The organism is uncultured Kordia sp., from assembly GCF_947489565.1.
Classification (GTDB): Bacteria; Bacteroidota; Bacteroidia; order Flavobacteriales; family Flavobacteriaceae; genus Kordia.
Genome location: NZ_CANLEA010000005.1, coordinates 1 through 19,084 on the forward strand (window position 1 = coordinate 1; position 19,084 = coordinate 19,084).

Annotated in this window: 22 protein-coding genes and 1 riboswitch; of the genes, 4 read left to right on the forward strand and 18 right to left on the reverse strand. The window is 33.7% G+C overall.

Going from position 1 to position 19,084, the window contains the following annotated elements; all coding sequences use genetic code 11:
* Positions 1-473: 473 nt before the first annotated feature.
* The 15 genes from Q0845_RS07635 to Q0845_RS07705 all read right to left on the reverse strand — a co-directional run bounded on the left by Q0845_RS07635 (position 474) and on the right by Q0845_RS07705 (position 8,422).
* Complete coding sequence (locus Q0845_RS07635) at positions 474-890, reverse strand: hypothetical protein (protein ID WP_298511392.1); 417 nt, start codon at positions 888-890, stop codon at positions 474-476.
* Between the two features lie 5 nt (positions 891-895).
* Positions 896-1,612, reverse strand: a complete 717-nt coding sequence (locus tag Q0845_RS07640) for an ABC transporter ATP-binding protein (RefSeq protein WP_298511394.1) — start codon at positions 1,610-1,612, stop codon at positions 896-898.
* A 348-nt stretch (positions 1,613-1,960) separates the two neighbouring features.
* A complete protein-coding gene (locus tag Q0845_RS07645) occupies positions 1,961-3,718 on the reverse strand; it encodes an asparagine synthase-related protein (RefSeq protein ID WP_298511396.1) in 1,758 nt (585 codons plus the stop codon).
* 6 nt (positions 3,719-3,724) lie between these two features.
* A complete protein-coding gene (locus tag Q0845_RS07650; RefSeq protein ID WP_298511398.1) occupies positions 3,725-3,898 on the reverse strand; it encodes a hypothetical protein in 174 nt (57 codons plus the stop codon).
* Positions 3,899-3,913: 15 nt separating this feature from the next.
* Entirely contained in the window at positions 3,914-4,090 is a 177-nt protein-coding gene (locus Q0845_RS07655) for a hypothetical protein (RefSeq protein ID WP_298511400.1), read from the reverse strand.
* 19 nt (positions 4,091-4,109) lie between these two features.
* Positions 4,110-4,286: a hypothetical protein gene (locus Q0845_RS07660; protein WP_298511402.1), complete on the reverse strand. Its 177-nt coding sequence runs from the start codon at positions 4,284-4,286 to the stop codon at positions 4,110-4,112.
* A 22-nt stretch (positions 4,287-4,308) separates the two neighbouring features.
* Positions 4,309-4,482 (reverse strand): hypothetical protein, encoded by a 174-nt coding sequence (locus Q0845_RS07665; protein ID WP_298511404.1) that lies wholly within the window; start codon positions 4,480-4,482, stop codon positions 4,309-4,311.
* A 19-nt stretch (positions 4,483-4,501) separates the two neighbouring features.
* Positions 4,502-4,678 (reverse strand): hypothetical protein, encoded by a 177-nt coding sequence (locus Q0845_RS07670; protein ID WP_298511406.1) that lies wholly within the window; start codon positions 4,676-4,678, stop codon positions 4,502-4,504.
* A gap of 19 nt (positions 4,679-4,697) precedes the next feature.
* A complete protein-coding gene (locus Q0845_RS07675) occupies positions 4,698-4,874 on the reverse strand; it encodes a hypothetical protein (RefSeq protein ID WP_298511407.1) in 177 nt (58 codons plus the stop codon).
* Between the two features lie 19 nt (positions 4,875-4,893).
* Positions 4,894-5,070: a hypothetical protein gene (locus Q0845_RS07680; RefSeq protein ID WP_298511408.1), complete on the reverse strand. Its 177-nt coding sequence runs from the start codon at positions 5,068-5,070 to the stop codon at positions 4,894-4,896.
* A gap of 24 nt (positions 5,071-5,094) precedes the next feature.
* Positions 5,095-5,268, reverse strand: a complete 174-nt coding sequence (locus tag Q0845_RS07685; RefSeq protein ID WP_298511409.1) for a hypothetical protein — start codon at positions 5,266-5,268, stop codon at positions 5,095-5,097.
* Positions 5,269-5,299: 31 nt separating this feature from the next.
* Positions 5,300-5,476, reverse strand: a complete 177-nt coding sequence (locus Q0845_RS07690; RefSeq protein ID WP_298511411.1) for a hypothetical protein — start codon at positions 5,474-5,476, stop codon at positions 5,300-5,302.
* 31 nt (positions 5,477-5,507) lie between these two features.
* Complete coding sequence (locus Q0845_RS07695) at positions 5,508-5,675, reverse strand: hypothetical protein (protein WP_298511413.1); 168 nt, start codon at positions 5,673-5,675, stop codon at positions 5,508-5,510.
* Positions 5,676-6,190: 515 nt separating this feature from the next.
* Positions 6,191-7,222: an iron ABC transporter permease gene (locus Q0845_RS07700; protein ID WP_298511415.1), complete on the reverse strand. Its 1,032-nt coding sequence runs from the start codon at positions 7,220-7,222 to the stop codon at positions 6,191-6,193.
* Positions 7,223-8,422, reverse strand: a complete 1,200-nt coding sequence (locus tag Q0845_RS07705; protein WP_298511418.1) for an ABC transporter substrate-binding protein — start codon at positions 8,420-8,422, stop codon at positions 7,223-7,225.
* Positions 8,423-8,471: 49 nt separating this feature from the next.
* Positions 8,472-8,709, forward strand: a riboswitch (cobalamin riboswitch).
* Between the two features lie 65 nt (positions 8,710-8,774).
* On the opposite strand from Q0845_RS07705, the gene Q0845_RS07710 reads away from it, so the two are divergent.
* The 4 genes from Q0845_RS07710 to Q0845_RS07725 all read left to right on the forward strand — a co-directional run bounded on the left by Q0845_RS07710 (position 8,775) and on the right by Q0845_RS07725 (position 15,796).
* Positions 8,775-10,637, forward strand: a complete 1,863-nt coding sequence (locus tag Q0845_RS07710; protein ID WP_298511420.1) for a TonB-dependent siderophore receptor — start codon at positions 8,775-8,777, stop codon at positions 10,635-10,637.
* 143 nt (positions 10,638-10,780) lie between these two features.
* A complete protein-coding gene (locus tag Q0845_RS07715) occupies positions 10,781-12,013 on the forward strand; it encodes a beta-1,3-glucanase family protein (protein WP_298511422.1) in 1,233 nt (410 codons plus the stop codon).
* A 173-nt stretch (positions 12,014-12,186) separates the two neighbouring features.
* Complete coding sequence (locus Q0845_RS07720; RefSeq protein WP_298511424.1) at positions 12,187-14,070, forward strand: tetratricopeptide repeat protein; 1,884 nt, start codon at positions 12,187-12,189, stop codon at positions 14,068-14,070.
* Between the two features lie 205 nt (positions 14,071-14,275).
* Entirely contained in the window at positions 14,276-15,796 is a 1,521-nt protein-coding gene (locus Q0845_RS07725) for a T9SS type A sorting domain-containing protein (RefSeq protein ID WP_298511426.1), read from the forward strand.
* 119 nt (positions 15,797-15,915) lie between these two features.
* Here Q0845_RS07725 and Q0845_RS07730 read toward each other — a convergent pair whose 3' ends face one another.
* From Q0845_RS07730 to Q0845_RS07740, 3 genes are all read right to left on the reverse strand, one after another.
* On the reverse strand, positions 15,916-16,548 hold the full coding sequence (locus Q0845_RS07730; RefSeq protein ID WP_298511428.1) for a hypothetical protein: 633 nt from the start codon (positions 16,546-16,548) through the stop codon (positions 15,916-15,918).
* 141 nt (positions 16,549-16,689) lie between these two features.
* Positions 16,690-17,280, reverse strand: a complete 591-nt coding sequence (locus Q0845_RS07735) for a hypothetical protein (protein ID WP_298511430.1) — start codon at positions 17,278-17,280, stop codon at positions 16,690-16,692.
* 208 nt (positions 17,281-17,488) lie between these two features.
* Positions 17,489-18,997, reverse strand: a complete 1,509-nt coding sequence (locus tag Q0845_RS07740; protein WP_298511432.1) for a S41 family peptidase — start codon at positions 18,995-18,997, stop codon at positions 17,489-17,491.
* Positions 18,998-19,084 lie beyond the last annotated feature (87 nt).

Consider the following 19,084-nt stretch of genomic DNA (forward strand, 5'->3'; position numbering starts at 1 on the left):
GTACATTTGGTTGGTTAGTTTAGTTTAAAAAAACACTTCACGCTTGTGAGGTGTTTTTTCTTTAACAGCATTTTTTAATTCTTTAACAGAAAACAACATCTTTTTAAGATATAATATACCGTTTTGGCACGGAAGTTGAATTATAATATATGTACCATGATGATGACAGTACAAAGAGCTGGTTACTTGCGTAAAGAGAGTCATAGTACATTTGGTTGGTTAGTTTAGTTTAAAAAAACACTTCACGCTTGTGAGGTGTTTTTTCTTTAACAGCATTTTTTACTTCTTTAACAGAAAACGGAATCTTTTTAGGAAATAGTGTAACGTTTTGGCACAGAAGTTGTCTTATATATTGTGTATTACGATGATGACAGTACAAAGAGCTGGTTACTTGAGTAAAGAGAGTCGTATTACATTTTTTGGTTGGTTAGTTTTTAAAAAACGTCTTATCGCTTGATAAGGCGTTTTTCTTTTTATAGCTTGAAGAAATAACCTAGAAACGGCGCTGTGAAAATCAAAATTAATAGGAAGAATGAAAATACTTTGTCTGATAGTTTAATATGTGGATTTTTACCGTGTAAACTATCATTTATTTCATCGGAACCACGCAACCACAAATAAAAATCTCTTTCATGAAGTCGCATGCTTACTGTCTTTAAAATGGCATCGAATGTATTATAAATCAACACGGCACTAAATGATCCTATGAAAATAGAAACATCTGAATCTACTATTATTTTAAAATAAATAGCAATTAACGCAATGATAAATAAAATAATTCCTGTAAGCCAACGAAGATAAGATGTGTTCCAACGTTTTTTTCGATTGTATAAAAAGATAGAATTGATACCAATTGCGATGGAAAAACTGATCAAGCCGATCGTACTCATGATGATTAATTTTGAACTTTAAAACTTCCCGAATTTGCATCAAATACAATTAAATCGTTAGGAAACAATTGTTCAAAAACACCTTTTGCAATCAATTTGCAGGGCGTTCCCGAAAATACAGATCCATTATGCATCACAATCATTTCATCACACAACTGAATCGCCAAATCAATTTCATGTGTAGAAAACAACATCGTTTTTTGTGTATCGTGTGCTAATTTTTTCAGCAGATTCAACACATATGCTTTATGATACATGTCTAAATGTGTGGTGGGCTCATCGAGAATAATCATAGAAGTATCTTGCGCCAACGCACGAGCAATCATTACTTTTTGCAATTGTCCATCACTCAACGTATAACATTTTCGATGTTTCAATTCGAGCAGATTTGTTTTTTGCAAAGCACTTTCCACAATCGCGTGATCGTTCTTAGAAAGATTTCCAATCCAATTGGTATACGGTTGACGACCTAAAGCAATCAATTCTATAACGGTTAAATTTTTGGAAGGAATCTGTTCTGTCAACACCAAACTAATTTCCTTTGCCAATTCCGCATTTGAATAGGAGTGAAGCGGTTTATTTTGCAACATAATTTCTCCCGAAAGTGGTTGCTGAATCTTTGCCAAAGTTCGCAATAACGTAGATTTTCCAATTCCGTTTGCACCAACCAATGCGACTAATTTCCCTTTCGAAATCTTAAAATCAATCGCTTCTGCAATCACTTTTGTATTTCCTTTGTCTTGATAACCAATACTTAGTGAAGCTGCTTGTAATACTGGATATGTAATTGTTTTAGAAATAAGCTAATTTTTTGAGATGATAAAAGTACGGTTTTTTTTGGGTTTGTCACTTTGTGTTGTTGTCAGTTGGGATTTTTACTTTATGGTTGCTTCTAAGTATAAACTTTTTCCTTTACAAACTCTTGAATATTATTGTTTGCCAATTTGAAAGTATAATTCTAATTGATTACCCGCTAACATTCTAAGAGCGAAGCGTTCTAAAAGCGACAGCGCTCTAAGAACGAAGTGATCTAAAAGGATAGTACGTCTAATTTCAAAAAACGAGTCCAACTAAAAAATATGCAATTCTAAAGCTTCTCTGTTAAACTTTTTGTCATGAGCATCGTATACAATTGTTTTTTGATTGGGTTTTTTAAATTCAAAACTTTTGCCTTCAAAAAAATATCCTTCCAAAAGTCCGATATTTATCAGTTCAAGAATATATATGTAAGAAGGGAAATACGAACTTGATTTTGTTTCATCTAAAAACGCAATTACTTTAGCTAGCGTAAACCTTTCTTGCAAACCTGGAGACGAATCAAACGCTATTTTTAGCAAAGCATAATTATCGTGATATATCACATTTTTTAAGTAGCTAAATACTTTTTCTTCAACGTTTGAAGTTCTATAAAACTTTGGTTTGCCTTGAAATGAAGCTGGTAATAAATCTTTAAATGCAGCTCTTAAAATTTGCTTATCATACAGCAATTCTCCTTTAAGTTTGAGAGGAATTTTTTTTAGGAGTTCAATCGAAGCAGTATCTAGAAAAGGAAATCCTATCAGAAATCCATTTGCTTGACTCAATTTTGTTTCTAAAAACACACCTCTTCGTTGCAGTGATTTTTGGTTTTTGTTTAAGTAATTTAACCATTCATCATCTCCAAATGGCCAAAGTTCTTCCCGAAAATTCATTGTTGAAAAATGATATGAAAACTGAAAGAAATCATTGAATGTAGATGCTCTGTAATCTTTCCATTTTTTTCGCAACATATTGTTCATAAACACTTCCCACGAACCATTTTCGCCTTCTTCAGAATAATCTAATGTTGTAGTTCCTCCATTAAATTGATCGCTTCCCATGCCACTCAACACATATTGAGACGAGCCGTAAACAGCATGCATTTGTTGCATAAGTTGCGATTTTACTAAATCTTCAAATCCACAACTAATGGTTTCTTTGGAAAACACTAGTTTTATCCACTCTTCAATACTAGGTTTATCAGTAAATCCGACAGGAAAAATTAAATGATCCGATCCTTCCCGCAATGTCAATTCTCTAGCTCTGTCTATTTCCTCATTTTGCAGGCTTGTGGTGGTGCAAATAGAAGCGGCTCGTACGTTTGTTTGTTTTGCAGCCAATGCATATACAATACTTGAATCGAATCCTCCGCTCAGTGTAACCGTAACTTCTGAATGTCCTTCTATTCTTTTATAAACAGACTGTTCGATGTTTTCACGATAAGCCGAAATAAAATCTGAAGCAGTATAATTTGCAGCAACTTCATCATCAATGTCGTTTTCACGTTGGTAAGATGTGATGTTCCACGTTTTTTTAGTAAAATCTAATGTTCCTATTCGATTTCCTTGAATTCGAAAGATGCCATCAACTATCGTTGGAAAAGTATTTGAAGAAGCATTGGACTTTCGTTTATACAGTAATTGATCCCAATCAAGTTGAAGAGAATTACGATGCTGTTGCGTAATGGCTCTGATAGTATTGGCACAACTAAAATCCATGTTGGTTTCATCCCAAAAGAAATAGATGGGTTGTGTAGAAAATGCATCTGTTGCAAGATGCATTTTTTTAGTATGTCCATCTATAATACATAATGAAAAATCCCCTTCGCTACGTTCTAAAAGATATGATAAACCTTTAGTTTTGTATATATTTTCAATATTTTCTTGCGTGGCAAATTTAGAATTAAAGCGTATTTTTCCTGTAATCCAGACTTTAATAGTATGTTGATATTGCGCTATTTTTTGTGGACATATGTTTAAAAAGAAAGGAATATTTGTATTCATTAATAAGGGAATTTTTTCTTTTAGCATTTTTTATTATTCATCTATATCATCATCACTATAAGGATCAGAACTACTTGATGGAGTTATTAAATCGTGTGGAAAAGTTGGTATTGGATGTGCGTTTGCTCCACCAGAGAGATTCATTAATTTTTTGCTGTCTAATTCTTCGGAAAGCAACGTAAATATTGTTGTTTTGCGCTTTTTCATACTGTTAATTTAGTTTTAAGATTCTTCCGGATCATCATTATCGTAGGGTTCAGAACTTCTAGAAGGAGTGATTAAATCGTGCGGATACGTGCTTACAGGACTCGCGTTTGTTCCGCCAATGAGATTCATTAATGTTTGGCTGTCTAATTCTTCAGAAAGCAACGTAAATGCTGTTGTTTTTAGTTTTTTCATAATTTGAGTTTATTTATTATTAACGTTTTTCTGGAGGATCATTTTCATAAGGATCAGAACTACTTGCTGGAGTTATTAAATCGTGCGGATTCGTAGGTATTGGAGTTGCATCTGTTCCACCAACGAGATTCATTAATGTTTGGCTGTCTAATTCTTCAGAAAGCAAGGTAAATATTGTTGTTTTTTGTGTTTTCATAATTTGAGTTTATTTATTTTTATCATTCATCTACGTCACCACCTTCATAAGGGCTAGATGTACTTGTTGGAGTAATCAAATCGTGCGGATTATTATTAATTGGACTAGCGTTTGCTCCACCAACGAGATTCATTAATGTTTGGTTGTCTAATTCTTCTGAAAGCAATGTAAATGCTGTTGTTTTTAGTTTTTTCATAATTCGAGCTTATTTGTTTTTAAGATTCTTCTGGTTCATCAAGATCGTAAGGTTCAGAACTTCTAGAAGGAGTTATTAAATCGTGCGGAAAAGTAGGTATTGGATGTGCGTTTGCTCCACCAAAGAGATTCATTAATGTTTGGCTGTCTAATTCTTCAGAAAGCAAGGTGAATGCTGTTGTTTTTTCTTTTTTCATAATTTGAATTTATTTGTTTTTACCAATCATCTACGTCAACTTCTTCATAAGGTTTAGCACTGCTTGTCGGAGTTATTAAATCATGTGGATTGTTATTTACAGGACCAGCATTTGTTCCACCAAAGAGATTCATTAATGTTTGACTGTCCAATTCTTCGGAAAGTAATGTAAATACAGTTGTTTTTTGTCTTTTCATACGTTCATTTCTTTATTTTTTATAATTCATCTGGATCACCAGGAGTATACGGTTTAGTGTTACGTGATGGAGTTATTAAATCGTGTGGTAAAGTAGATATTGGAGTTGCATCTGTTCCACCAACGAGATGCATTAATGTTTGGTTGTCTAACTCTTCAGAAAGCAAGGTAAATGCCGTTGTTTTTAGTTTTTTCATAATCTGTAGTTTATTTATGTTTTATCATTCATCTATAACTTCCTCATCATAAGGTTTAGCTCTATTAGCAGGAGTTATTAAGTCATGCGGATTCGTGCTTATTGGAGCTGCATTTGCTCCACCAACGAGATGCATTAATGTTTGGCTGTCTAACTCTTCTGAAAGCAAGGTAAATGCCGTTGTTTTTTGTTTTTTCATAATTCGAGTTTATTTATTTTTAACAATTATCTCATAAGTCGTCTACGTCACTAGGACCATAAGGTTCAAGTCTGCTTGTCGGAGTTAGTAAATCGTGCGGATTATTATTAATTGGAGCTGCATTTGCTCCACCCACGAGATGCATTAATGTTTGGCTGTCTAACTCTTCAGAAAGCAACGTAAATGCTGTTGTTTTTAGTTTTTTCATAATTCGAGTTTATTTATTTTTAACAATCACCTCATAAGTCGTCTACATCATTATTATCATAAGGTTTAGCGCTTCTTGTTGGAGTTATTAAATCGTGCGGATTCGTACTTACTGGAGTTGTATCTGTTCCACCAAAGAGATGCATTAATGTGTTGCTGTCTAATTCTTCAGAAAGTAAAGTAGATATTGTTGTTTTCATTATCGCATTATTATATGTTAGTAATACTTCAAAATAAAGACAAGAAAAGGAAGAAAAAAAAGGATGTATCCTACAATTCCGCGAATTACTACAAAGCTTTGATCTTTGAAACCCTTTATTTTATTGATGTTTTCAGAAAATCATCTTCTGTTTTCTTAATTGGTCGCTAGTTTCGTTTAAGAGAAATTAAAAGTATTTTTGACAGATGGAAAAAGGAATTCATAGAATGAAGGAAGTCTAAAGGCAAAGACGATTCTAACAATAAACATTTCTAGATAGTTCTATTGAACGCAGTAAAAATACATTTTTACAAAAATCACTCAAAAAGAAGTTTGAATCTATAATTTTATTCAATACATCTAAAAACAACAGCGAGTCTAAGAGCGAAGCAATCTAAGAGTGAAACAAGTCTAAAAGCGAAGCAATCTAAGAGTAAAACAAGTCTAAAAAGCGAAGCGATTTAAGAGTGAAACAAGTCTAAAAAGCGAAGCGATCTAACAGCAACGCGTATCTAATTAAAAAATCATCTTCCGCTTCCGTACCAACAACCAAATCACTACTGGCGCACCAACCATAGAAGTAATCGCATTGATAGGTAATGTAATATCACTAAACGGAACTTGTGCAATACTATCGCAAATCAGCAGTAAAATTCCACCAATTAAGCAGACACTCGGAACTAAGATTTTGTGATTCGTAGTATTAAAAAACAAACGTGTAATATGCGGAATTGCCAATCCGATAAACGCAATCGGACCCACAAAAGCAGTACAACTTCCTGCCATCAAACTAGTCGCAATAATTACTGTATATCGTGCTTTTTTGATATCAATTCCCAAACTACGAGCGTAATTTTCGCCCAAAAGAAAGGCGTTTAATGATTTAATGGAAACAATGCTTAACAGAATTCCACCAACAATCAAACCGCTTAAAATTCCCAGTTCTTGCCAGCTCAAATTTCCTAATGAACCTAAAGTCCACATCATAAATTGTTTCAATTCTTCCGCATCACTAAAATACGTTAACACGCTTACAATCGCAGCAGTAATACTTCCAAACATCAATCCGATAATTAAGATGGACATGGTATCTTTTACACGCGTAGAAACAATCATAACCGTAAGTAACACCAAGAAACTTCCTAAACTTGCAGCAATCACCAAACTGTAACTGGATAATAATAAGGTTCCGAAAAAACCACCAAAAGCAGAAGCGCCCATAATCAATAGTGCAACACCTAAACTGGCGCCCGAACTCAATCCTAAAACAAAAGGTCCTGAAAGCGGATTTCGAAATAATGTTTGCATCAACAAACCACTTAAGGACAATCCGAAACCAACCAAAATAGCGGCAATAGCTTTGGGCAATCGAATGGTTAAAATTGTAGTTCGCCAAGTTTCTTTTTCAATTTCGCCGCCTGTAAATGCTGCAAAAATTCCTTCCAAGGAAATAGAAACAGAACCCAGACTAATATTCATCAGAAAACAACCGATCAATACAAGAATCAGCACAATAAACGTAACGCGATATGATTTCTGATCAGGCAATTACAGTAATGGTTTAAAAAAGAACGGTTGATAGTTAGGCAAAATTTCTGGATGAATGGCTTTGATAATATCTTTCAACACAATATCTGGTCGCGTTGGCGCCAATTCATAATACATGGTGCCGCCCGTTTTTCCAACGGTATTCGCGGTGCTGTAAATCTTTTTATGCTTATAAGGTGCAAACTCAGCGTAATATCGACTAGCTTGCTTCATGTCTTCATAGGTTTTAAAACGTCCTGGACCAATCCAAATATCTGCATCAGCCGCTTTGTCCAATACACTTTCAATACTTAAAGACAAACTTCCGGTGCCTTCTGAATCTGCCCAAATATAATCAGCATTGGCATCAATTAAATACTGTGCTTGAAAACTTTCGCCCGCAGGCAAATACCAAATGTCTTTGTACATAGCACCTGCTAAAATCGTAGGTTTTGTCGTAGCTTTTTTCGCTAATTGTTTGGCTTCTAAATAATTTTTTTCAATTTTGCTAAAAACTTCTGTGGCTTTGGCTTCTTTTTGAAAGAAAGGCGCAAAAAAGTGAATCCATTCAGCTCTTCCCAAAGGTGTTCCTTCTGTCCAATCGCCATTGTACACTACGGGAATATTGGCTTTTTGAATGGTTTTATAAGTCGGATTTGAATTGTTGATAGAAAACCCAATGACAAGCTCAGGCTGTAAATCGATCAGCAACTCTATATTGATTTGTTCATTTTGACCGATATCTTTTACTTTTCCAGCATCAATCAAAGCACGTGTTTTTTCAGAAGAAATATAATTGGTTTGTGGAAAACCTACTAAGGTATGTTCAACACCCAACATTTCTAAGGTAGGAATATGTGTGGTTGAGGTGACGATTACACGTTCTATGGGAGTTAATACAATAGCATCATACGCAGTACGATCTAAAGTAATAGCAGCGGCTTTTTCTCTTGGAATAAGTGCGTATTTAAAATCTTTTTCAGCATCTGGCCAAGGAGAAAATACTGTTACAACGGTAATATCGCCTGTTTTTTCAACAGAAAACTTTTTTGCATACACTAAACTTTTTGATGAATTTTCAGCATTTAGTTCGGTAGGAAGTGTTTCTTTTGGCGTTTCCTTTTTTTCAGATTTACACGAAAAACAAAGTGTGCATACGGTGAATAAAAGGCAAAAAATAGATTTGAATGATTGCATGAATGTGGTTGCTAATTTTTTCAAAAATACTATTATTTTCATCTTTATGTAGATAGATTCTAAAAGAATGTTTATTTTTGCGCCGAATTTTGGTTTCGAGCATAGATTACTATTCTCGAATTAAAAGGGAATCAAGTGAAAAGGTAACACACCTTCAGTCTTGAACTGTTCCCGCAACTGTAAGCATGTACTGAGTATTATTCAGTACTTCATTTCAAAATGAATTGCTATAACTACATGACCACTGAATTTTCGGGAAGGTATATAGCAAATTGTAAGTCAGGAGACCTGCCAGTTTTCATAATTAATGTCAAACTTTCGGGATAAAAGTTTGCGTATGGAAACCCATACTTTATTCCCATAAAAAGAAAATTAAATGAAAAGAACAGTACTATCTGTTAGTGCCTTGTTTTTAGCATGTACTGGCGTATTTGCACAACAACAAGACGAAACTGAACAATTAGATGAAGTTGTCATCTCTGATTCACGTCATGCCCTAAAACGTGAAAACTCTGGTAAAACAGTGATTAGCATTTCTAGTGAAGAAATTAAAAGAAATCAAGGAAAAACTGTAGCCGAAGTAATCAATACCAAAAGTGGAATTGAAATTTTAGGAAGTAGAAGTAATGCAGGACAAAACTTAAGTTATTTTGTTCGTGGAGGAAACAACCGTCAAGTCTTAATTATGATCGATGGCGTACAGGTAAACGATCCTTCTTCTATTGCAAATGACTTTGATTTACGTTTGGTTGCTTTAGATCAAATTGAATCTATCGAAATTATTAAAGGAGCTTCAAGTACTTTATACGGAAGTGGTGCAGCAACTGCAGTCATTAGCATTACGACTAAAAAAGCTTCTGAAGATACCATTGCATTGCGTGTAAATAGTTCTTTTGGAACGAACCAATCACAAGATGATTCTGATTATAATATCAACGATTTTTCAAACAGTGCACGTATTGATGGAACTGTGGATGATTTAACATATGCGGTGAGTTTTGGTCACCAAAACACTGATGGTTTATCGGCTGTAATTGGAACAGAAAGCGACCGTTTTTCTCGTACCAATGCCAATGTAAGAGTTGGATATACATTTTCGGATGCATTCAACGTAAGCATTTTTGGTTCGCAAGATAAATTTAAGAACGATTTTGACAACTCTTCTCCAAGAGGAGATGCTGAATTTGTTGGTGTAAGTGATCAGTATCGTTTTGGAATTGCTCCAAAATATACTTACAAAAATGGTAGTGTTACCATGAATGCTGCATATACAACAATTGATCGTGAGTTTTTCTCTAACTTCCCATCAACGTTAGAAGGAGAAACAATTGCAGTAGATATTTATAATAAATACAATTTCAACAATCAATTTTATACCGTTGTTGGATTGAACTATATTGACAACCAAACGGTTTTTGCAGAAGAGCAATCTTCTTCAATTGTAGATCCATATCTTAATGTTGTATATGTTTCTGATTTTGGATTGAATATCAATGCTGGTGGACGTTTAAACAACCACAGTGAATACGGAACACACTTTACATACAACTTAAATCCATCGTATCGTATGCCATTGGGTGAAGGATATGCAAAGGTATTTGGTTCGTACAGTACGTCATTTATTGCGCCATCATTATCTCAATTATTTGGAAACTTTGGACCAAATCCAAATTTAGAGCCAGAAGAAAACACTACGTTAGAAGGTGGAGTAGAAGTAAAGTTATCTGAAAAATTACGCGTAAGTGCCGTATACTTCAACAGAAAAGAAGAAAACTTTATTCAATATACAGTAACTGATTTCACAACATTTGCTGGAGAATACCAAAATGTAGATACTGAGTTTACAGTAAATGGTGCGGAAATAGAAGTTTCTGCAACACCAATTGAAAACTTAACGATTGATGCAAACTATACATTTACTGAGAAAAAAGATGTAAAAGTATTGCGTATACCAAAGCACAAAGCAAACTTAAATGTAGGCTATGCATTTTCTCCTAAGACAAATGCAGGTCTATCTTACCAATTCACTTCTGAGCGTTTAGACACTGATTTTTCAACATTCCAAGATGTAACATTGGAATCATTTAACTTAATTGGAGCAAATGTAAATCACCAGTTTAACAAGCGTTGGAGCGGATTCTTAACAGTATCAAATATATTCAATGAGGAATATACAGAGATTACAGGATTTACAACAAGAGGTACCAACGTTCGTGTTGGATTCTCTTTAAACCTGTAGAGTTTATTTAATACCTATCATAAGTTGAAAGCCATTGGGAAACCAATGGCTTTTTTTGTGAATTTAAATTACGTATAAATACGCTACGGAATATGAGATAGTTAGTTTAACTTGTGAAAAACTAATTTTTAAAACCATATTGCATGAGTAGTCCAAATCCATTTCCAATTACAATCGTAAATAATTCAGGTTCAAGTGAAGATGTACATGTAACCATAAAAGGAATGAATGCGTCCATTAAAGGGAATAAAAAACAGCAGTTTTACAATCCAACCACTAAAGATTGGAGTGATAATGCTACTTCTATAAATATAGGAACGTCTAAAGAGAGTGTCATTAACATTCCGAATATAAACTCAGGAATTGTATATCTTTCTTTTGGAGCAGCCTTAAAATTTGCAGATCGGATATCGCCACCAAATGTTGGAAATCCTTCCGATCCTAGTTTTAATGTGATATATGATAAGTTTGAAATTTCGTTTTTACCAACAGATGGTTTCCCGTTTATTGACATTACGAATGTAGATTTCTTCTGTGTTCCGTTACAATTACAAGAAAAATTGTCAGACGGAAGTACAAACGGCCCTAAAGGTTTTTCGAAGAGTAGAAAGGATGTTTTCAGTTCTTTTTCAGCTGGAATGAAAGACAATTGGGCAAAAATTATACAAAACCCAAACAAAGAAGGAATTTTAAGGATTATTGCACCTAATAAAGCATTGGTTTCAAACAATGTAATGGATAATGATTTTGATGCTTCCAGTTTTCAATCGTATGTAGATGCGGTTTGGGAATATTATGCGGAAGGAAAAGGGAAATCAATTCAAGTAGATATGTCTGAGATTGCCAAATTCAATCCAGGCTATCAAGATGTCGTTTTTGAAGGTGTTGTAAGCGGTGGAAAGTTTGTGTTTTCAGAAAAAGACGGCAGTGGAAAATTGCCTAAAATCACTTTTACGAAACCTTCAGGAAGTAATCAGATAAAAGGAAGTGTTTTTGGTTGCGAAGATTTATTTGCAGCGCCAAATAATACACCACAATCGGTTCCTGCAAAAAATTTAGGTGCCGCTTTTAATGTTGGACTTTTAGCACATCCAAGCATAACCGATCCCGTATTATATTTAATGCCTCCAACAACGAAAACTCAAAGTAAAAATTGGAAAACGTATAAAGATGAAAAAGTTTTTTATACGAATACAATGACATTAAAAGATGGGAGTACGTTAGATTGCTACAATGTGTATTCAAAATATATTCATGAAAATGCGATTGATAGTGATGACTATGGATTTGCCTTTGACGATGTAACACAGAGCGATTCTACACTGGCAGATAAAAATGCAACAGGTGCTATTGTAACGATTCAGAAGATTGACTAACAAATAAATAAGTTGTTTAAAAAGTTAAAACTTCGTCAAACCGAATCAAGTTCAAAATGACGTCCGAAATACTTTTTAAACAACTTCTTTTTGTATCTTGTTACAATAGAATAATTCTTTTTTAATTGTTATAAAGATGAGTTCTAACTCACCAAACCATATGAACTCATAACATGAAAAAAACTACCTTACTCATCTTCTTTTTATCATTTCAAATGCATGCCCAAGTTGATAGTCTCAATTTGAAGTTGCAATCCATGAAAAATGACACTGTCAAAGTACTATTTCTTAATGATCTTAGTAGAAAGAACTTTGGTAAAAACATCCGATTGGCATTTGAATACTTACCACAAGCAATTACGATAAGTAAACAACTCAATTATAATAAAGGGCTTGTAAATTCCTATAAAAACTTGGGTACAGCGTATTTCTACACTGGAAAATATGACAGTACCAAAGTGTATTGGTCAAAGTCTTTGGAATTAATTTCTCCTGCTGATTATAAAAAGAAAGGAGATGCTCATAATAATATGGGCATTCTGTACCAACGATTAGGAAAAGTAGATTCGAGTTTGGCAAATTATACAAAGTCGTTAGAATATCGAATACAAACAAATGATTCTATTTCGATCGCAAAGTCATACAATAATTTAGCTTCATTTTACAGGCAAAACGGTTCGTATCAAAAAGCATTAGACTTCTATTTTAAAGCTTTACCAATATACAAGTCAAACAAGCTCCAAAAAGAAACTTCGGATGCGTTAAATGGTATAGGGTTATTATATAAAAATTTAAAGAATTATGATAAAGCACTGTCATATCTTGAAGAAGCATACGAATATCGAAAAGAGATTAAAAATCCAAGATTAATAGCTAGTTCCATAAATAATATCGCTACTATTTATTATGAAACAGATGATTATGCAAAAGCTAAAACATATTATCAAGACTATTTAGAATATGCATTAAAAATTCGAGACAAAAGAGGACTTGCAGGTGTATATTCAAACTTAGGAAATATAAGTGCTTCGGAAAAAAAAATAGAAGAAGCTATTGAATATTATACAAAAGCAAATGATTTATTTGTGCGCATAGGTGATATTGAAAATGCGGCGATGACATTTATTAATTTAGGAGGCTTTTATTACAAGCAAGAAGAATATAAAAAAGCCAATGAATATTATATACAAGCCAAAGATGCCGCAGAAAAATCAGGTTCCTTAGCATATCGTGTAGATGCACATAGAGGATTGACAGATACGTATTTTCAGCTTAAAAATTATGAACTATCACATGAAAACTTCAATGCATATATAACAACAAAAGATAGTTTGTTTAATAAAGGTGTCTCTGAAAAAGTTGCTTTTTACCAAGAACAGTATGAAGCCGAGAAAAAAGCAAAAGAAATTCAAATTTTAAAAACAGAAACAATACAAAAAGATAAAGATATTGCTGTTTCAAAATTATATAGAAACTGGGCAATTGTTTTTTCGGTATTACTCATCATCACGTTGTTATTGTTATACAATAGGTATAAGATGAAGCGAAAAGGATTCCAACTTAAAGAAGATTTACTGAAAAAAGAAAAAAAGGCTGCCGACTTAGATATCCAACTACAAAAAAAGGAATTAGAATTAAAAGCGGTAGAATTGAGTTCTGTGACGATGAATTCTTTTCAAAAAAATGAATTACTCTTAAATTTAGGAAGCAAACTAAATGAATTAAAAGATGCAGGTATTCCAAAATCGAATGTAATCAAAGAGCTTGAAGACTTGGTAAAACACGGATTGAATTTAGATAATAATTGGTCAACGTTTCAAAAGCATTTTAATAATGTACATCCAAACTTCTTTAAAGTACTCAATACTAAATTTCCCAACTTAACAAACAATGATTTAAAATCATGCGCATACATACGTATGAACTTGTCGAGCAAAGAAGTATCTATCTTAACAAACATAGAACCCAAAAGTGTTAAAATGCATCGATACAGACTCAAGAAAAAACTGGAACTTACCAAAGAAGACGATTTAAAAAACTTTTTATTTACGCTGTAGTAAAAATACTAACACGATAGGGTGAAAACACTAAATCTTACTATTTACAGGTGTTTCTAGCCATCTGTAGACCATTTGTAGACGCTTAAAACTTTTCAAGAAATCAATTTTAGTCTTGTTTTGTGGAAGAATATCAGATGATCGTATCTCAAATTTAAAATGATATGATGACTCTATTTTTTTACTAACAATTAAAATAAATTTCATGAAAAAAAAAGTACTCTTTTATATCCTAATGATTCCTTTATTAGGATTTTCTCAATACGCATTGCAAGGAAATATCATTGCAGATGCAGGCGGAATGTCAAATGACCGATTTGGAGATAATTCCGCAATAAGTGCCACAGGCGATTTTATCATCATAAGTTCTATAGGATATGATGGAGTTACAGGTACCACTTCCAATATAGGAAAAGTACAAGTATATCAATTTATGTCTGGCAGTTGGACGCAAGTAGGAAACGATTTAATTGGAGACGCTACAGGCGATAATTTTGGTGGAAGTATCGCTATAAGCGCAGATGGTTCTATCATTGCTGTTGGCGCTCCACAAGCAGATGGAAGCGGTTCAGTAAGAGGATATGTACGTGTCTATGAAAATATTGCAGGAACATGGACGCAACTAGGATCGGACTTTACTGGACAAGCAGATTTTGATACGCTAGGAAGTGCTGTAGATCTCAGCGCAGACGGAACAAAAATCGCAGTCGGAGCTTCAGGAGTGAGTACCGCAAAGGGAGAAGTAAAAGTGTATGAATATAACGGTGCTTCATGGTCACAATTAGGGAGTACCATGAGTGGTATTGTAAATGGCGACCGATTTGGTAATTCTGTAAATTTCAATGCTGATGGTACATTTTTGGCAATCGGAATTCCATTTTCAGATGCAAATGGTACTCCAAGCGGAACAAATTCTGGGCAAATAAAAGTATATGAATACACCTCAAACTGGAGCCAAATTTTTACAGCTTCTATTTTAGGTGAAAGCTTTGCTTTTGGAACTACAGTTGCGCTAAGTGATGATGGAAGTGTTTTAGTTGCAGGCGCACCACAACAAAATGATCCAGCAAACGGTTCAGGATTCGTAAGAATATATAAATACAATGGAACTTCTAATACATATGTATTTAATGCTAGTGTTGCCGGAGAAAGTAATAGTGATCGATTTGGAAATTCCGTTGCACTAAGCGATGATGGTAATTTCTTAGCTGTTGGAGCTCCTTTTAATGATAGTAACGGAACTAGCTCTGGAGAAGCATATTTATATGAAAATACTTCTGGAAATACATGGAGTGCTGTATCTGGAATTTTTAATAACTCAAATAGTGCAGCTGACCTTGCGGGTAGTTCTGTAAGTTTAAGTGATAATGGAGCATTTTTTAGTATTGGAGCGTTTAATGCCGACAATCCAATCAATAGTAATAATAATACAGGTATAGCCAGAGTCTTTGTAGACAGTTCGCTATTAAGCACAAAAGATATAGCATTGAACAATACCATAGTAGTATATCCAAACCCTATAATTGATTATTTAGCCATTTCAAGCACGCGTAACAGAAGTATTAACTCAATTAAGCTATCTGATATGGCTGGAAGAGTGATGTACCAAAAAACAGCTTCTTTTACAGAAACTTCAATTAATTTCTCGAATCTTCAGACTGGAATGTATTTGTTAGAGTTGAAAAGTGATAAGGAAACAATCATACGAAAAATACTAAAGCAATAATATATTGTTACGTTTCGTATTTGCAAATTCACAAAAGAAATTGTTAGTCTTGGAGTTTGTATTTCTTATCACTAAAAAAACGCTTCTAAGAAATTAGAAGCGTTTCTTATTTTTTAACCTTAATCAATAAGAAAAACAACATCAAACATTCGTTCTTTTGGGTTGTTTGGTACAGGAACTACCATTTGTTCCGTAAGTGTTTCTTGTGTTTTGGTACGAATAATTTTAAAACGCAAACCTCTATTTGTTACAATTGGTTCTGTGACTGCTGCCGAGTTGTCAAAAGCACTTACAATTCCGCTGATAATGTTTGCATCATCAAGCTCCGAAAGTAGTTCCGTTTCTTTGTAAACGCCAGTTTCGGGCATTCTGATTGTTAATTCACTAGTTTCTAACAATAATGGACTTCTAAAGAATTCAGTCATAACACTTTCAATAGCGCCATTGATACAAGCGCCAAACCAACCACCTACAAGTATGATTTCTTTTCCTTTTAAAGGATATTCGTCTTCAATAAGTCCTTTTCTAGCAACAAATCGACTTACTCTTTCGCTCAATGGCGGAATGGGAATGACAGAAGTAGTATCTTTTACTTTGTCATCTTCCCAAAAACTTACGTGTATATCTGTTGTTTGAGCATTAGCAATCAAAGGTTCTAATGTGTTTTTGACGGTGTTTCTGATACGCTGATTTGTAGTATCAAAAAAACCTTCCTGAAAATGAACAATGATAAAATCTTTTTTAAATTTCATGATGATAGTTTTTTATGGCATTGCAGTTGTGTAGTAGCAATGTTCTGATTATTGAATAGTTCAAAATTAGAAGCTACTATACTGTCAAAAAACACATGAATTGGGCATTTTAACTCACCTATTTAGGTGATATTTTTGGTTTTACTTTGTGAAGATTTCTACGACGCCATATTTAGAGTTTTGTTCAAAACCGGCAATTACTTGTGGTTCCTCATTTTTTTGAATATAGTCTATATGGCCAACTTTTAGAGTTTGTAACAATTGAAAAGCAGTTTTTATAGTCAATGGTTTTCTGTTGAAAATGACTAATGGTCTTTCATTTACAGTACTATGTTCACCGAAATATAGATCTTTTATCCAAGTCAACGTTTCTTTTTTTGCTTTTCGTTTTTGAACTGCTTTATTGGTTCGTATGATAGGAAACAAATCATATTTAGCAGGATTACAACCTAAAGCGTTTTTTCTAATATCTACAAAATAAATACTTCTAATATCCTTTTTATCAATAGTATGAATTTCTTCTTCGTCACGAGGAATGCCGTCAATTACAAAAAAATCATCTCCAATTTTTAAGCTATCACTTGCATAAAGAAACCGTTTTTGGATGTACTGCTTAATTTCTTCGCTCGTATAAGAATTAATCTCCTTTTCAGGAATATGCTGTGTGGTGATGCATGAAGAAACACAGATAATATTCCATATACATAGTATAAATAGTAGCTTATTTTTCATTAGATACGAATTGGTTTTATTAAAACTAAGGTCAATTCAAATCATATAAAAGAAACATTGAGTCAACGGATCGTTTCAATTCGCGAAAAGCATATTTAGAAAAGGATAGATGGTACGCATAAAAAAAGTCACTCAATGAAGAGTGACTTTCGAGGTATAGTTTTACGAATTAGTAGTACTACTAAATATAGTATGAAGTACTAATATTTTAATCGTTGAGAATCAATTTGTGGTTTTGTAATGCATCATCGCTATCACCAACTTTTAAATCGATATACATACGATTTCCTGTAACTCTTCGCAGTTTTGTTTCTGTAACTCCTTCAATTGGAACAATTTTCGTTGGATCTTGTAAAGGCCTTCCAGCGGCAGCGATATTTGCTAAAGCAGCAGCTAATAAAGGTTCTGTTTCATCTCCTAAAACACCAAGATTCGTTAAATCTTCCGCGATTTCAATATCAGGATTCAATCCGTCTGTATAATTTGAAAATCCAGCACTATTTTCCAAACGAGAAATTAACGGCTGCATTGCCCATTTGTGATTTGGATTTAACTGAGCATCTCCAAAAGTCCAAGATGGAGAATCGTATAAAGATACAGAAGCTTCATTTTTTCCAGTAGTTGTCGTTCCTACTTGTACTACGTCAATATATGGTTCTAGCGAATTAATTACCAATTCACTCGCAGAAGCAGTACTTCCTGTAGTAATTACGTATACTTTTGACAATCCTAAACTGTTAATTCCAGCGCCAGTACTTAACGTATTTGTAAAATAACGATTTTCTTGTGCGTCTGTAAGCTGTGGCTGAATTTTATCATTATATCTGAACTTTGTAAACAATTGTCCTTCAAATTGACCAGTTACCATGCTTCCTATATTGATAGCACTGCTTACAAATCCACCTGGATTGTAACGGAAATCTAATACCAAGTCGGTAACACCTTGCGCTTGAAAATCTGCAAATGCTCCATTTAACTGTGTATCAAAATTTGAAATAAATTGATTGTACATAATATATCCTACTTTTTTAGCACCTACATCAATAGTAGAAGCTATTAAAATTGGATTTTCTGTAATATTTGTTTTTGTAAGCGCAATATTTCTACCATTTGGTGTAATAGAACGAACGCCACCAGTTATAGTTAAATCTGCTAAGTTGAATGTATACGAAGTCGGATCTAACAAATCCAAGTTATTATCAGTAGAAGAGTTAAAAAATAAACTCTGTCCATCAACGGCATATACAATATCTCCACGACGAATATCTTTTCCTTCGGCATCAGATCCTGGAATGATATAACGGACATATCCAATAACTTCAGAACTTCCGCTATTTAAAAAGATATAGCGAACGTCGGCACCATTGGTTGCTGATGTTCCTTGTTGTGAATTTTGTAAATCATCATAATTATCTACAATCACACTAAAACGATCATCTGGGTGAAGTAAATGGTCAAATAAATTTGCTGGATTTGGGAAGCCTTGTAAAAACGAAACGTATCCTGCACTATCATCAAGCTTGCTATCGGCTAAATCGGCAACGTCACCTTGCCAAAAATACCATAGATTTAGTCCTTTCCAAACAAAGTCCTGAACTTCCAAATTTGCATCTACACTAAATAGATTATCATCTTGGTCAGTACAACTTGATGTGGCTACTGAAACGGCGACAAATAGAAATAGCAACTTTTTTATATTCATAATTTTCTTTATCATAGTTTGTTTTACTTTTATAAACATTAAAAATAGCCACATTATTGTAAAATAAAAATTATTTGTAACAAATTCGTAACTAGCTCGTCT